At 52.4% G+C, this 15,893-nt stretch carries 10 protein-coding genes; 2 read left to right on the forward strand and 8 right to left on the reverse strand.

Translation table 11 applies throughout. From position 1 onward, the window contains the following. Nucleotides 1-370: 370 nt before the first annotated feature. The 3 genes from JUF13_RS03145 to JUF13_RS03155 all read right to left on the reverse strand — a co-directional run bounded on the left by JUF13_RS03145 (nucleotide 371) and on the right by JUF13_RS03155 (nucleotide 4,422). The gene (locus JUF13_RS03145; RefSeq protein ID WP_203637673.1) at nucleotides 371-1,501 is read right to left on the reverse strand and encodes a vitamin B12 independent methionine synthase; all 1,131 of its coding nucleotides are present in this window, start codon (nucleotides 1,499-1,501) and stop codon (nucleotides 371-373) included. A gap of 467 nt (nucleotides 1,502-1,968) precedes the next feature. Continuing rightward, on the reverse strand, nucleotides 1,969-3,489 hold the full coding sequence (locus JUF13_RS03150; protein WP_308439865.1) for an ABC transporter permease/substrate-binding protein: 1,521 nt from the start codon (nucleotides 3,487-3,489) through the stop codon (nucleotides 1,969-1,971). Further along, on the reverse strand, nucleotides 3,490-4,422 hold the full coding sequence (locus JUF13_RS03155; protein ID WP_203637674.1) for an ABC transporter ATP-binding protein: 933 nt from the start codon (nucleotides 4,420-4,422) through the stop codon (nucleotides 3,490-3,492). It lies immediately after the preceding gene. A 773-nt stretch (nucleotides 4,423-5,195) separates the two neighbouring features. Between JUF13_RS03155 and JUF13_RS03160 the strand changes: the two genes are divergently transcribed. Both JUF13_RS03160 and JUF13_RS03165 read left to right on the forward strand, forming a co-directional pair. Further along, nucleotides 5,196-5,609, forward strand: a complete 414-nt coding sequence (locus JUF13_RS03160; RefSeq protein WP_203637675.1) for an Lrp/AsnC family transcriptional regulator — start codon at nucleotides 5,196-5,198, stop codon at nucleotides 5,607-5,609. Between the two features lie 592 nt (nucleotides 5,610-6,201). Next, nucleotides 6,202-7,437, forward strand: a complete 1,236-nt coding sequence (locus JUF13_RS03165; RefSeq protein WP_203637676.1) for an ArgE/DapE family deacylase — start codon at nucleotides 6,202-6,204, stop codon at nucleotides 7,435-7,437. Between the two features lie 791 nt (nucleotides 7,438-8,228). On the opposite strand, the gene JUF13_RS03170 is transcribed toward JUF13_RS03165, so the two are convergent. The 5 genes from JUF13_RS03170 to JUF13_RS03190 form a co-directional block, all read right to left on the reverse strand. After that, complete coding sequence (locus JUF13_RS03170; protein ID WP_203637677.1) at nucleotides 8,229-10,376, reverse strand: WxL domain-containing protein; 2,148 nt, start codon at nucleotides 10,374-10,376, stop codon at nucleotides 8,229-8,231. A 12-nt stretch (nucleotides 10,377-10,388) separates the two neighbouring features. Continuing rightward, nucleotides 10,389-11,414: a WxLIP family cell surface protein gene (locus JUF13_RS03175; RefSeq protein WP_236002662.1), complete on the reverse strand. Its 1,026-nt coding sequence runs from the start codon at nucleotides 11,412-11,414 to the stop codon at nucleotides 10,389-10,391. 46 nt (nucleotides 11,415-11,460) lie between these two features. Further along, on the reverse strand, nucleotides 11,461-12,108 hold the full coding sequence (locus tag JUF13_RS03180; protein ID WP_203637678.1) for a WxL domain-containing protein: 648 nt from the start codon (nucleotides 12,106-12,108) through the stop codon (nucleotides 11,461-11,463). Between the two features lie 634 nt (nucleotides 12,109-12,742). Then, nucleotides 12,743-13,405 carry a hypothetical protein gene (locus tag JUF13_RS03185; RefSeq protein WP_203637679.1) on the reverse strand — a complete coding sequence of 221 codons (663 nt, stop codon included), beginning with the start codon at nucleotides 13,403-13,405 and terminating at the stop codon, nucleotides 12,743-12,745. Between the two features lie 680 nt (nucleotides 13,406-14,085). Beyond that, on the reverse strand, nucleotides 14,086-15,456 hold the full coding sequence (locus tag JUF13_RS03190) for an amino acid permease (protein WP_203637680.1): 1,371 nt from the start codon (nucleotides 15,454-15,456) through the stop codon (nucleotides 14,086-14,088). Nucleotides 15,457-15,893 lie beyond the last annotated feature (437 nt).

Raw genomic sequence — 15,893 nt, forward strand, 5'->3', positions numbered from 1 at the left:
CCTGCGGCTTCCAGGACTGCGCCTGCTGTGGGGTCGGTTTCCGCCAAAGTTCAGGCTCCCACCTCAACTTTTAGTCTTGAAGCCCACAAGTCTAAAAGGTTGCCCCAGGCTGTAAGCCGGCCAAGGACGCCGGCCAACACCCTCGACACAGCTGGCTCCGTCCTGGCTTCCTCCGGCTAAGATTGAACGTTATGGCAGCCGTATCGGAGACCGAGTTTACTCAGATTTACTAATTCTCTGTTGCCTTTCTTACCTCCCAACTGCAACGACTTAACCCTCAAAATTGCTCACGTTTCCATAATTTTCTGCGTAAAAAAGGAGCGAGAAATCATTAATTTCTTCGCTCACTTAATCAATTAACCTATCGAATTTACGCTTCCGGCCAGACGTCCTCGGCGATTTCCTTAACCAAGTTGAGCTTGGCCCATTGTTGGTCTTCCGTTAACGCATTGCCCTCTTCCGTGGAGGCAAACCCACATTGTGTGGAGATGGCCAGGTTGTCTAATGGCACCTGTTTGGCAGCGTCTGCGATACGGGCCTTGACCGCCGCCTTATCCTCTAGTTCGGGGAACTTGGACGTGATCAGGCCAAGGACCAGGCGCTTGTTGGCATCGTGGTTCCAAATCTTTGCTAACGGCGTAAAACTTCCTGCCCGTTCGCTGTCGTATTCCAGGAACAAGCCGTCGTAGTGCAGCTGAGCCAGGTAATCGGCCACGTCGTCGTAGCTACCCGAGAAGAGATACGTTGATTTGAAATTCCCCCGGCAAATGTGGGTCGTCACCGTCAAATCGGCTGGTAAGCCTTCCAGTAACGTGTTGATGACGTGAACGGCATCCTGGGCCAGGTTCACGTAGGTCTGGTGCGCCGTCACGTCGTCGGCCGTCGCGTTGAGCTTGCTGATCAGAAAAGCCCACGTCGTGTCATCGAGTTGAATGTACCGGCAACCGAGTTCATAGAAATGCAAAATCGTTTCATGGTACGCCTTGGCCAGGTCATCCAGGTAGGCATCCCAGGTTGCATAGAATTCATGCCAGTTGTCACTGCGGTTATCCCGGAACAACATGGTTGGGGACGGGATAGTCTGCTTAACCAGCACATCAGCTGGCACCAGGCTTTGTAAGTACTGAAAACTCTCGAAGAAGGGGTGATCCGGATTAAAGGCAATCTTGCCAACCAAATCGGCGTTGTCGGTCCGGGTCTTACTGCCATGAAATTTATAACTTTGTTTGTAATCGTAGTGGCCGACCCCCGTCAGTCCCCAGAGAAAGTCCAGGTGCCACCAACTACGGTTAAATTCGCCATCGGTCACGGCCTTCAACCCCAGATCAATCTGCTTTTGCACGACCCGCTTGGTCTCCGCGTGTCGAATCGTCTGCAATTGTTCTGCATCAATGGCCCCTTGGGCAAATTCAGCCCGTGCTTGTTTCAACTTGGCTGGCCGTAACAGGCTGCCTACAACATCGTAGCGGTACGGAAAGTTCGTTTTAGTCGTTGTCGTCATAAAGGTTTTCCTCCTAGATTAAATCACCGACTAACTAGTTCGACTGGCCCCGTGACTTTACGCCCATTGCCAGTCCAGCAAGTTAGTCCTCACCAATTTTCTAACATCCGTCACGGTAACAAAAAACGCGCTCATCCCCCAAACTAATTCCTTAGTTCAAGGGACGATCGCGTCGTTTTACCACCCTAATTCACAAGGCCCTCGCAGACTTTGCCTCACCGGTACCGATTGATACCCGGAAAGTTAACGGTTCCTACCGACCAAGCAGCGTGAACCGCTTGATAGCTATTGGGAGCTCATCTTCATGGTTGGTCGCAGACCCGTTTGCACTGACTCGGGCTCACTGCACAACGACAACGCCACTACTCTTCTCCTAGCTTTATTTATGACAGACATATTAGAAATTAATGATAATCTTACGGCTAGGGCGCATTTCTGTCAAGGGAGAATCGCTTTCAGTCTCTCTATTAGTCCAACAACCCATGGCTCCGCAAATAATCTCGCGCCACCGTGGCGGCCTTTTCGTGCTTGACCGTCACCTTGTAGTTCATCTGCTGCATGTCTGTCGTGGAAACTTTCCCCGCCAGTTTATTCAGTGTGGTCCGTAGCTCGGGATGTGCCGTCAATAACTTTTCCGTCATCAGCGGCGCGCCTTGATATGGTGGGAAGAAGCGCTTGTTATCCTTTAACACGACCAGGTGATATTCGCGAATCTCGGGGTCGGTGGTATAGCCGTCGACCAGGTTGACCTTACCATTGGCGATGGCCTTGTAGCGAATCGACGGCTCCATGGTCTTCGCACTGGCGAAGTTCAACCCGTAAGCCTTGCGTAACCCTGGATAACCATCCTTGAGTTGATAGAAATCGGGGTCAAAACCCGCGTGGATTTTGCCCTCAACGGCGACTAAATCAGACACCGTCTTCAGATTGTACTTCTTGGCAAACTGCTTCGTCACAGCTAGGTCATAGCCATTTTGATAGCTCATCGGCTTGAGATAGGCCATCTGGTACTGCGATTTCAAGCCGTTCTTCGCCACCTGATAGGTCTTGGCTGGATTGTGACTCGCCAGCTTGTCGCCCTTGATCAGCGACTCCAGAACGGTCCCGGTAAACTCGGGGTAAATGTCGATGGACCCCGACTTCAGCGCCTTAAACAGGAAGGAGGTCCCCCCAAAGTTGGCCTTCGTGGACACCTGCATGTTGGGATGGTCGTGTTCAATTAAATCCTTATACATATTGATTAAAATTTCTGGTTCACTGCCCATTTTCCCGGCAATCGTGATTTGCGTTTGGGGATTGGCTAGCTTCCGGTAACCCGCAAAGCCGCCAATCAGGACGACCAGCGTCAACAGGACAATTCCTGCCTTTTTAAACGACAGCTTGCCCAGCCAGTCGATGCCGGCGCCAAAAATCAGTGCCAACGCCGCCGACAGCACGGCCCCGATAATCAGGAGCGCGTTGTTGTTGGTTTCAATTCCCAACAGAATGTAGGTCCCCAACCCACCGGCGCCAATCAAGGCGGCCAGCGTGGCGGTCCCAATGATCATGACCGTGGCAATGCGAATCCCGGAAATAATCATCGGCAACGCTAAGGGCAGCTCAATCCGAAAGAGTTTCATCCGCCGCGACAAACCAAACGCCGTTGCCGCCTCTTCCAAGTTGGGGTCGATGGTGGTCAGACCGGAGTAAGTGTTTTGGAAGATCGGCATCACCGCGTAAATGACTAAGGCAATGATGGACGGCACCGTCCCAATCCCCACGATAGGAATCAGAATCCCCAGCAGCGCCAGGCTGGGAATCGTCTGGAGCACACTGGTAATCTGGAGCATCACCTTGGCCCACCGTTCGTGGTGCATCAAGACGATGGCCAGCGGAATCGCAATTAAGGCCGCAATCAGCAGTGAAATCAGTGACAGACCAATGTGTTGGCCAATCGCGTGAAGAATGTCGCCACCCTGCGTTTGTAAAATATGCATAATTTGGGCCAACTAGTCCGCCTCCTTCGTGGCTAAATAATCGATGACATCAGCGGTCGTCAGCTGACGGGCACCCTGGTCCGTCGCCACGACGACCGTGGCCGCCGCCTGGAGAGCCGCCGCCAGTTCACTGACCGGTGCCGTGCTCTTTAGCGTGGCTGCCGCAGTGGTCGCTTGACCATACCCCTTGACCACCAAATCCTGAATCGTGGCCGGCCGTGGTGTGTGTTCATTTTCAAAAAAGCCGCGCACAAAATCATTGGCCGGATGCTGCATGATAGCTTCGCCCGTCCCAATCTGTTGAATGTGACCCAGTCGCATCACCGCAATGTGTTGACCCAATCTGAGAGCCTCGTGCATGTCGTGGGTGACGAAGACGAAGGTCATGTTAAGCTCTTGATGTAGCTGTAAGACCAGGTCCTGCAGCTGTTTACGAGAAATGGGGTCCAGCGCGCTAAACGGTTCGTCCATCAAGACGACCTTGGGTTTGATGGCCAGCGCCCGGATGATACCGACCCGCTGTTGTTCCCCACCGGAAAGCTCGCTAGGCATCCGCGTGGCGTACTTGTCGGGGTCCAGGTCGACCTGCTTCAGTAGCGCCCGTGCTCGTTCGATTCGTTCCTTCCGTGGCCAGCCCAACGACTCCGCCTGAATCGCAATGTTTTCTTGAATGTTTAAATTGGGGAAGAGCGCAATATTTTGCAACACATAGCCCATTTGTTGACGTAACTGTTTGATGTCATAATCAATAATCCGTTTATCATTAAAGTAGATGTCGCCGCCGGTCGGTTCAATCAACCGGTTCAACATCTTCAGCGTCGTGGTCTTCCCACTCCCGCTGGGACCCACGAGTACAAAAAAATCGCCCGTCGGTATGGTCAAGTTCAAGTCGTCTAGGGCTTGGTTCTTGGCGTAACGCTTGGTAACGTTCTTAAATTCAATCAATAGTACCCCTCCAACCTCTTCTACTCATCTCATGTCATTCGGTGACTGATCAATTTGCCGTTCCCGCCGGCGGGCTCAAAGCGCCCTGCTGTGGGGTCGGTTTCAGCCAAAGAACGGGCTTCCGCCTCAACTTCGCGCCTGAAAACCGGTCGCAAAGGTTGTCCCGTGGACTAGGCTGGGCAAATACCCCAGCCAAGACCACCGACACAGCTGGACACTTTGGCCCGCCTCTGGTCACTGACGTTGATCACTCATGCTCACTAGCAATCGTCTCATTCATTACCGTTTAATCTTGCATCTGTTAATTAGCTAAAATCACTGCCATGTAGTCTAATTACCTGCAGCTCCTTTTACTTAACAAATACTCCGACTACCTCGACAGTCAATTACCAACCAGCAATCACAGTCCCATAATTAGTTTAATGGGACTTACTGCGTAGCCGTGAGGGCAATGAAAATGGATTCAGCCGTGGGATTTACGAAGCGCAGCGCAGTAAATGGTGTCTTTGAGACGCGTACTTCGGCTCAAAGCAAGTCAGAAGACCGCTCCTCAGGCTTCTGGCGTCCTCCCCACCGCGTTCCAATCCATTTTCATTGCCCGGTAAGGCGGACTAACGTAAATCCAATTATACTAATGTTTCTGGGATTACCGAAGCAAACGGCTTACAAATTTCCAAAAGCGATAACGTCTACTTTACACGTTAAAGCGACGACTGTTAATATTGAAACAAAAGGCTTTTAGCCCGAAAAACTTAGAAAACAAGGTGTTCACCATGCCAGACGAAATTGATATTGCCATTATTAAAGCTCTCAACCGGGACAGTCGCGTCAAGGTCAGCCATCTGGCGCAAATCGTCCACCTCACCGCTCCCGCCGTTGCCGCGCGGATTCAACGGCTGGAAGACGCCAAGATCATTTCTAAATACACGATTGAGGTCGATTTGGATAAACTGGGATTACCGCGACAGGTCTTCATTCAGGTGGCCGTGCAAGCCCCGCAACAAGCGGCTTATTTGGCGTTTGTTAAGCGGCACCACAACACTTTTCGCCACCATTACCGGACGACGGGCAAGTTTGACTACCTCCTGGAAGGCGCCTTTCCTACCCGCCACATGCTCACCGATTTTCTCCTCGAGCTCGGGAAATTCGCCACGTACGAGGTCATTGACGTGATCGACGATATTTAACTGCGGACATTCTTGACCCCTCCCCCAAAAAGTGCTGTAATCAAGTTGAGTACAATAGTTCTTTTCCTTAATCAGTCATAGTATCTGATGCTTGGGGTGGTCAATTGGGTTGCACCTGAAAATATGACCACTTCCACTGGGAGACTATCTCCTGATTAGCTGCCAACTATTGCTTTCAAGTTGCCCCTAAATTAATCAGGGGCAACCCTTTCAACTGGAAAATAAGGACATGCTGTTAAGTAGAACTATTTTCAATAGATAAATCGAACATTAACGAGTTAGATTCACGTCAGTCGCAGAATTGGTAAAATTGACCGCTAATGTTAGTGACCAGAGGCGGGCCAAGGTGCCCAGCTGTGTCGGTGCTCTTAGCTGAGTGTCCTTCTCAGGTTAGAGCACGGGACAAGCTTTGAGACCGCCCTTTGGCTCAAAGTTGAGGTGGAAGCCCGCACCTTAGGCTGAAACCGACCCCATAGCAGGGCACCTTGAGCCCGCCGCCGGGAGCGACAATGCGCACACCATTTTACCAGCCCGGAAGCGGCCGACAATGCCGAATCTAACTCAAAAAACAAAATCTAAGGTGGAATATATTATGGATGAAGTCGTCCAAGCACTAAGCGACGTTATTAAATTAAACACGGTCAACGGCCACGAAAAACTGGTTGCTGACTACCTAGCCGATCTGCTGAAGAAGCACGGGATCGACAGTAAATTGATTGCCTACGAACCTGACCGGGTCAGCCTGGTTGCCGAAATCGGTGACGGCAACGGTCCCGTTGTTGGTTTTGATGGTCATGAAGACATCGTTGCTCTCGGTGACGCTGCTAAATGGCAAGTAGAAGCCCTTTCCGCGACCATCAAAGACAACAACATGATTGGCCGAGGAACCTCCGACATGAAGTCTGGCTTGATGGCCGGCGTCTTTGCCATGATCAATTTGAAAGAACAAAATGTGCCATTACACGGTACGTTGCGTTTCATGGCCACGGTCGGTGAAGAATACGGCCAATACGGTGCCCAACAACTCGGTGAGGCCGGCTACGCCAATGACCTCGACACGTTGATTGTCGGCGAACCTAGCGGGGCTCACAAACAACTCCTACTTCAAAAGCAGATTCAACACATGCTGCAAAGCGACGAGGCCGGTGCCAAGGCGCTGTTAGCCGCCAACCAGACCAATGAACAACACTTCATTGAACTGGCGCACAAGGGCTCACTGACCTACACCGTTCATTCTAAGGGGGTCGCTGCCCACAGCTCTATGCCTGAAATCGGCAAGAACGCCATCACGCCACTGATGACCTTCTACCAAAAGGAAGAAGCTTACTTTGACAGCATCAAGAATTACCGTAACCCCGTTCTGGGCGCCATCACGCCGGTTGTAACGGTCATCAAGGGTGGCGAGCAGATCAACACGGTACCGGCCAGTGCCGACTTATCCGTGAAGATCCGGACCATCCCCGAACTGCCAAACGCCGACATCACTGCCGCTATCAAGCAAATCATCGCTGACATCAACGCGCAAGGCGCCGACCTCAGTTTGGACATTCTCAGTGACTTACGGCCAATGCACACCATGGAAGACACTGAACTCGTCACCACGGCCAAGCAAATTGCTGAAGACGTGCTGCAACAGAAATTGCCATTGATTGGCGTTCCCGGTGGCACCGACGCCTCTTCCTTCCTGGCGTTCAATCCGGACATCGACGTGATTGTCTTTGGACCCGGTAACATTACCGCGCACCAGGTTAACGAGTACGTGGATCTGGACATGTACCACCGGTTTATCACCATTTACGAACGCCTAATCACTTCCTTGCTGAAATAGGTTAATGGGTTAAACTGGTCGTTGAACTGCGCCTCCGGGCTGGTGAAAATGGGCTTCGTCGCGTCCGTTCCCGCCGGTGAGCTCAAGGCGCCCTGCTGTGGGGTCGGTTCCAGCCAAAGGACGGGCTTCCACCTCAACTTTGAGCCAAGAATCGGTCTCAAAGGTTGCCCCATGGACTAGGCTGGAAAAGATCTCCAGCCAAGACCATCGACACAGCCGGGCACCTTGGCGCGACTCTGGTCACTCCCACGACTAGCCCATTTTCCCAGCCCTGCGGCTCACACTTGTTTAACCTATTTTGGGTCGGGCTCTCTGCTATCATCAATCGGTATTCAGTCCATTCAACTCTGAATGTTTGGCCACCGAGACCCTTCAACTCATGTTTGTTTAACCTATTTCTGATTGGAATCTCTGCGACCAACTATAGTTCGAGCAGATTAACCAATTGGTAAGAAAGTCCAATCATGTATTAACCACTCTTTCGTCACAATGATTCCTCAAAATTAACCATTTAACCCAAAACAAGCCGAAGACTGTTCATCTCCACGATGACAGTCTCCGACTTGTTTTTTTATCCCGAACACCAAAAACAGCCGCCCTTTTACGGACGACTGCTTTTGGGGACATAAACTATTGGACTTGCCACTTCCAGACGGGCACCCGGTCACGTTGGCAGTTAGCTGCTTACTGAGTAGTTAACCGGTAGTCGTCTGTGGCTGCCTTTACGGGGTCAAAGCGTACCCGCGACATTCCGTGTTGACTGTTTGGTTTTAACGTGGCATCCGGTTCCTCTAGCCTGGTGCATTGGCCAGTGACCACGTGAGCGTTCCCTGGTAGCGACCTTGGCTGGAGCTGCTCTGGATGTGCAAGAACACACCCGTTTGCGGTGTCCAGCTACCGGCCACATCGACCAGCCCATCGTTGACGCTGTCGTCCGTCACGTGTGACAGAACGGGTGTCGGCGTTGGACCAATCGGTATCGTTTGGTAGGGCGTCACGTACACTGGATAACCGGCCATGACCCGACCATCCTGGGCGGTAAACGCTGAGGCCTGCGCTGATAGCGTCCAGCGTTCGCTCGTCCCCCGGGTATCGCGAATCGCTAAGCGCCATTCTCCGGCGCGTTTGACCCGCTGTGCCCGTCCAGTTAATCGGGCGGCTTGGAAGCTCTCACTCGGGGAAATACTCGCAAATGTTAAGTTACCCGCCACCGTTAAAACGAGGGTGACTGGGCGTGAAGCATCGCCTTGTTCCGTGCGTGCCACCAACTTCAGACGGTTGGTTCCGCCTTGGAGTTGCGCGGCAGTTAACGGTACCTGAAACGTGCCATCTTGGCCGACAACTTGTTCTTTGAGCGTCTGCCCGTTGAGCACCGGGGTGACGACCACCCCAGGCTGCTGGGCCTCTGACGTCAGAATACCCACGTGTCCCCTGACCGTGGTATCCTGACCGACCTTCAGAGCGACGGGATTGTCGCTCGTCACGCGTAGCTCAAGATCGGTTCTCGGATTGATGATAAAGTCCGGTGCATCCGCGGCACTAACCAGATCCGGAGAGGTAAACGTACTGGTCGTTGCCGGAACTTTGTGGGTTTGGGTGGCATTGGCTGCGTGCCCAGTCAACCTGATTGTCGCCGTCGGGTTTGCCACGTTCAGCTGTTTTGCCAGTTGAACCGGTAACCGGCCCTCCTGAATAGCCGCTACATCTAGCGACTGGGCCGTTCCGTCGGCATAAATCAGTTGACCATCCGTCACGTCAAAATTCTCGGGGATTTTTAAATCGGTGCGAACATCTGACCATGGTTGGTTGCCACCGTGGTAGGTCAGCTGGTACTCCAGCAATAACCGGTCGTTGCTGAGGACCTGATCCCCGGTTTGAATCGTCCGCCGCCGCGTTAAATCAGTTAACGTTGCCTGGCTCGTCGCATCGATTAGACTGGGAACATTTTCCAAAACAACGAGGTTATTTTCAAAATACCGACTGCTCGCAGACGTCAATCCCCAGCGGACTTTTCCGGTCTTGTTCGGATCAATTTTAGACGGCATGATCCGCGCCGATTGGCTGACGCCTGGTTGCCGTTCATTGGTCAGCGGATCCCGGTCGTCAAAGGTATAAGTCATGGTTTCGGCCTTAGCCGCCCACTTCAAGGTGAGGTGGTGCCACTGACCATTCGACAAGAAATCGGGCTCATTAACATTGGCAATCAGGCCATTGTGCGTCATGCTATAAAAATAATCTTTCTGTCCGAGAAACGCCCCGAAGAAGTTGGTTGCCGGTAAAAAATGTTGCACGTAAGTCGTAGGTTGGGCGGGATAATTGGATGCGATGTGTACCGCCGGATAGTTGGTATCAAAGGCATTTGCCTTGCCTGCCGGCCGATTGTCCGGCTGGTCGTTGAAGTGCGTGTCGAACTCCAGCGCCCAGCTGTTCTGAATGGCGGACTTTGCCAGGTTGACCGCTGAAGCCTCGGTGGCGTCGGTATCTTTGGCCCAGACGCCCAGCGTTTCACCGGGAATCTGACCACTAACTTTACCACCTGGCATGGCGGCCAATGCGGCCGGATCATTTTGCAAGACAAACGCTAAGCCATCACCGGCTTGGGCGTCCTGATCACCCAGGTACAGCCACATCCGTAGCGTTTGGTTCTGCGTCAGGTTCAGCGCCCCCACGGTCGTTGACCACAACGCCCCAAATTGGTTGGGACCCGTGGTCAACTTGGCCGCTTCGGTGCCGGGAGACTGTGGATTGGTGCCCTCAACGACGGTTGCCGAGCTCTTATCAGTCGTTTTCGTCGTGACAAACGGATCTGGCCGATTTAGGCGAATGCCCTGCGGTACTTTTTGGAGTGCCCTCGTGTAATCCGCATCGGCGTGCGCAACCACGCTGCCAAGGCAAACGACTAGTAGAATCAAGCTAGCGCTCAGCCACCATTTCAACAACGCCAATCCCTCCTATTTCGCTGATTTTTGGTGCCGATTGCGATACCACAGGTAGCCAATGATTGCTAACAATAAAGCAATCAACAGGCCTAATAAAGCATACAACCAGTAGTTAGGCTGCTGCGTTGGCGTCAAGACGGTCTTGTTCATCCGCTTGACGGTGCGGTTCGCAATGGTGAAGTTACGGGTAAACTGCCAATCTCGTTTGCCAGCTTGGGCCGTTAGATGCAGGGTGTACTGCCCCGCCGGTAAGTTCTGGGTCCCCCACGGAATCCCAAAGTTAAAGTTACTGTTGGGCGCCATCCCCAGCCCACTCTGCTGTTGCCGGATGAGGGTCTGGGTCGCGCCGACCTTGGTAACTCGCGCATTGATCTTCAGTTTTTGCATAATGCCTGGCTCAGGGTTTTGCAGATTGGCCGTCACAAAATTGCGGCGGTTGATCTGTGTCGCTTGAATCTGATGTAGTAACAGGTTCGGCGCTACTGGCTGGCGACTCTCTTGCAACTCGATGCCGATTGCATAGGCAAAGGCATTTTGGATGGTAAAGTGAGCCGTTGGCTTTTTCGTTTTGTCGGGAACCTGTTCCACATACACGCCACCGAGAATCATTCCCCGGAGCCGTTTGGCGGGCATCGTATAGGTGAGCGTCACTTGTTTCCGGGCATTAGCTGGGACCGTGACCTTCTGGTTGGACGCCCGACTGAAAATGTCTTTGATGCCGACCTTCAGCGATTGATCCAACTGTGGCTTGAGCTGACTGTAGTCGATCACCCCGTTATCGTTGGTGATGGCTTGGGTCACACTGACATTGAATGATTGCTGGCGGTTACTGGTGTTCGTAATATAAATCGTCAGGTGTTGTTGCGCCCGGGGTTGTGTCAGTAGGTCAAAGTAGCCGGCCTGCTTGTTCAACTGATTACTGGGTAACGACGCTTTAACGGTATAGCCTACGGAATCCGCGGCAGCCGTCGGTACGTGACCGGCTAACGTCAACATGGCCAGTCCAATGGCAAACAAAATTTTTAGTCCCCGATTCATCACTGACTCCCCCTCAGTCACCAAATTAACTACCGGTCAGCCATCATCATTGTGGCGTCTCACTCAGCTGCCACGTCAGCGTTGAGGTGTAGTCCCCAGGAAGTTGCCCAGCGGGAACCGTCAAGTTAACTTTGGCTGGGGCATAGGTCGCGTCCCACACACCTAAGCCACCCTTGGCTTCAGCGGCGAAGACTAACTGATTGATGCTGCCACCCTCGAGCGGCGAAATCGTCGCAATTGGTGTGGCCGAAGGGTTGCCCTCGTTGGCTGCATCTACGCTCGCGTCACCTAAACTCAGAACAGCACCGTTCAAGGTATCGCCCGCGGTATCCGTGAATGGCGTGTTCTTTAACTGAACGCTCCACCCAGTGGCTACCCCAGGATTAGAAACCTCAAGCGGATTGTCGACGGTCGTTGAGAAGTAATTCCCGTTGACCTTGCCGTTAGGTGCTGGGTTGCTCCCAAAGCTAATGTTTGGGGCACTATCCAGTGAAACAGCTGCGTTTGGATCCATGGTAAAGTCTGCAGACGTTGTCGTGTTTTCCATGGTAGTGGCAGATGAACTGCTACTACTGTCGCTGCTACTGCTGGTATCGGTAGTTGCCGCTGCAGCTGGAAGCGCACCGGCAAAGCCAATCCCGAGGCCTAGAATCGCTAGGCTACTCAGCAGCGAAACCTTTAATCTGCGAGTCATCATACTCACTCCTCTAAAAGTTAGTCCTACGATCTCCGGGCTGCTTTGAAAATAACGATTAGCAAATGGTTCGTTCCCGGCGGCGGGCTCAAACCGCCCTATTGTGGGGCCGGTTCCAGCCTGTGGGACGGGCTTCCACCTTGACTTTGAGCCTGAAGAACGGTCTCAAGGGTCATCCCCTGCTCTAAGCTGAGTGAAAAACCTCAGCTTAGACCAGCGACACAACTGAGCGGTTTGGCCCGCCTCTGGTCGCTAACATTTGCAGTTATTTTCTAACTACTCCGCGCATACGTTTGGGATAGATGAGTTGCCGTCCCGTTAATCAGTTAGGCCTGTTGCCGTGCCCCTCACCGACTGTTGCTATCATTGAGGGGGACCTGCTGACAAACTGGCTTTAAACCCATTACCCATCAATCATAGTCTCATGATTACCAGTTTTAGAGTAAACGAATAGCCCCGGTAATGGCTGAGCCACCCGTAAGTTGATTACCTAACTTGTTCCGTGTCGGCCACTTGGTCCGCCGACGGTCTTACTAAATAATTCCTTTAGTAGCCAATTGCTTGATTCACTAATGATGATAACCGGTTCCAAATAAAAAGACCAGCTTTAAGCCGGCCTTTCGTACCTAGTCGTTTAATGATGGAAGTCGGCCACGGTTAAGGCCAACAACCCGTTTAACCATTCACGAGTGGTGTCATCCGGGGTTCCCTGAATCTGATACCCCAAGGGACTAAACAGGGCGTCGACTGCGGGCCATTGTACCTGGCCATCGTGGAAGAAACTCTGCGTCAGCCGCTCCGGTTGTTCGGGCGTGATGGGCGTTGCCATGACAGTTAGTAAGTTCACGGCCAGTTGGTCGGCCACCAGGGCCGCATACGCCGTCGCCGTCAGGGGCTTCACGATTTGTCGGCGCGTGGTCAGTGGCACGGCTGGTCCCTCTCGCAACAGGAACTTTTGCCAGTTCATCACCTGTCCCAGCAGGACGCCGTAAAATTGCCACGGCACCTGATTGCCAATCCGCTTCAACGTGGTGGCCGTGGTGGACGCAATGTCCCACTGCACCTGTGACTCACCTTGCGCCAGTACAGTGGTCAGCCATTCACTGAAAAAGCGCTGAACGGTGGCGTCCACTAAGGGTGAGCGCTTGCTGCCCTGGGTCAAATGGTAACGGCCGAGGAGAAAGTCCTCTACCTGTTGCCAGTCGATGACGTTGCCGGCCTGGCGCTGTTTGCGGCGCTTTAGCTGGCGTAATTGTTTTAGACGACTCGATTTGCCGTAATTCCCTGGTCGACTCATATTCTTTTGCTCCTTCTTTGGGGTTTTCCTTTTTTGTTGTGTTAGTGCTTAAGGTCAAGTGCGTGTGTAATTGGCCGCCTGCGGCTTCCAGGACTACGCCTGCTGTGGGGCCCGGTTCCGGCCTGAGGGGCGGTCCTCCACCTCGCTTTGAAACCTCGCTGAAATTCGCGAGTTTCCAAAGTCGTCCCAGGCTGTAAGCCGGCTCAGAAACGCCGACTAACACCCTCGACACAGCTGGCTCCGTCCTGGCTTCCTCCGGCTCTGATTGGGCGTTATGTCTACTCTGGTTTGGAAAACCCAAAGCAGGCGCTGGTCATATTCGTCGCTGGTGGCGGTATAGATGGTCAACATTCTTATTGTGATTCGGTTGCCCTAACTCGTTGTTGGTAGTGCGGAATCGTGCTGACCTTTTTTCCTCAGTTACTGTATCATACCGCAACCTTGCGGTGAATTAAAAGGTTAATCAGCCATCTAAGCACATAGAAAGGCCCAGTCCATAACTACTGAACTGGGCCCCAATACACATTTAATTTTATTAAACTTACAGTGAAACTGTCGCTGCTAACGACACACAGATTGTCATCGCCGGAGTCAGCCAGGCACAGAGCCAGCTGTGTCGGTGGCGTTAGTCGTTCCCCATAGCAGGCGGCGTGCCTGGCTGACGGAGGCGTTAAACCCAGTTATTTCTTAGCCGCAGCCTTTTCCCGTGGCTGGTACTTGCGGAAGTAGATGATGGTCATGATGGCCAAGAAGACCACCCCAACCAAGATGGATACCCGCGTTTCTGGGTTCAGGAACATGAAGATCAGTGTAATGGCCAAGAAGACCAGCGTGATGTAGTTCGACCATGGCGCAAACGGCATCTTAAATGGATGGTTGGCCATTTCCTTCGGATTTTGCTTGCGGAACTCGATTTCACTGATCAAAATCACGAACCATGGCACCATGCCGGGCAGGACACTGGAACTGTAAACCATGACGAAGATTTGGCTCGCATCCTTGAAGAACATCGGTAGCACCACGTTTAAGACCACCCCAATCGCAATCCCCAAGGAAATCGCGATGACGGAGTAAAATGGCACCCCATGACGGTTAAGCAGCGTGACCTTTCGGGGCAGCTGACCCTTGTCCGCCAAGGTAAAGGCCATCCGGCTGGCACTGTAGATGCCGGAGTTAGACCCGGACAGCGCGGCCGTCACAACCACGAAGTTGATGATGGAAGCCGCTGCCGTAATCCCAATCTTAGCAAACGTTTGAACGAATGGTGAGCCAATTTGGTTCAATTGGTTCCACGGATAGATGGCCACAATCACAAAGATTGCGCCCACGTAGAAAATTAAAATCCGGGCAACCGTCGAACGAATCGCGGCGACCAAGGTGTGTTGCGGGTTCTCGGCTTCACCGGCCGTGACCCCAATCAACTCGATACCTTGATACGACGCCAACACGATGGCCAACGCGTAAATGAAGCCCTTGGCCCCACCGGTGAAGAAGCCACCGTGACTCCACAAGTTACTGATACCAACCGCGTGACCGCCATTCCCAAAGCCAAACAGGATGACCCCCAAGCCGGCAATGATCATTAAAATAATCGTGACCACTTTAATCAGGGCAAACCAGAATTCCAGTTCCCCGAACATTTTCACGGAGATCAGGTTGGCGATACAGAGGAACGTGATGGCGACCAGGCCGGGGATCCAGTCCGGTAGGTTGGGCCACCAGAAGCGGAAATACCCGCCCAGCGCAATCATTTCACTCATGCCGACCACGATGAACTGGAAGATGTTACTCCAGGCGGTCAGGAACCCAAAGACGGGGTGCATGTATTCAGACGCAAACGTTGCGAACGAGCCGGTTGTGGGGTGAACGTAAAGCATTTCGCCCAACGCCCGCATAATTAAGTATAAGAAAACTCCTGAAATAATATACGCGATAAGGACGGAAGGTCCCGTCCACTTGATTGTGGAACCAGACCCCATAAATAATCCAACGCCGATTGTACCGCCCAACGCAATCATCTGCATTTGACGGGCACTTAGTTTTCTCTGCAATCTAATTCCTTCTTTCTGTACATATGATCACGCTTGGTTCGGGTTAAACTGGTTCTGTTTACGCCTCCGGGAGGGTGAAAATGAGACCGGTCCGCTGTGGGCGAACGTCTGGAGCCAAAGAGCGGTCTCCAGACTTACTTTGAGCCTCTGAAAAGCGAGTCTCAAAGATATCAATTGCCTAAGCGGCTTACGCCACTAAGGCAATTCCCACGGCTAAGCTCATTTTCACCCTCCCTGCGGCTCACACTGGTTTAACCCGTACATAAGCGTTTCATTTAATGAACAATAATCTCGTTGCTATCTGCCAACTTATAAATAAGTTTGGCACTAGTTAACGAACACAAACATGTATGATTAAAACTTCATGAGAAAAGGTTACCTGATTTAGGGTCTTTTCGCAATCTTTTTTTATGCAAAAAATCCGTATGTTTGTTAAT

This window comes from Levilactobacillus wangkuiensis, assembly GCF_016861605.1.
Classification (GTDB): Bacteria; Bacillota; Bacilli; order Lactobacillales; family Lactobacillaceae; genus Levilactobacillus; species Levilactobacillus wangkuiensis.

What these genes read in the sequence shown, in the direction of transcription:
- JUF13_RS03145 (WP_203637673.1), bottom strand. Translation starts at nt 1,501, where the DNA reads ATGACGACAACGACTAAAACGAACTTTCCGTACCGCTACGATGTTGTA.
- JUF13_RS03175 (WP_236002662.1), bottom strand. Translation starts at nt 11,414, where the DNA reads ATGAATCGGGGACTAAAAATTTTGTTTGCCATTGGACTGGCCATGTTG.
- JUF13_RS03185 (WP_203637679.1), bottom strand. Translation starts at nt 13,405, where the DNA reads ATGAGTCGACCAGGGAATTACGGCAAATCGAGTCGTCTAAAACAATTA.
- JUF13_RS03165 (WP_203637676.1), top strand. Translation starts at nt 6,202, where the DNA reads ATGGATGAAGTCGTCCAAGCACTAAGCGACGTTATTAAATTAAACACG.
- JUF13_RS03180 (WP_203637678.1), bottom strand. Translation starts at nt 12,108, where the DNA reads ATGACTCGCAGATTAAAGGTTTCGCTGCTGAGTAGCCTAGCGATTCTA.
- JUF13_RS03160 (WP_203637675.1), top strand. Translation starts at nt 5,196, where the DNA reads ATGCCAGACGAAATTGATATTGCCATTATTAAAGCTCTCAACCGGGAC.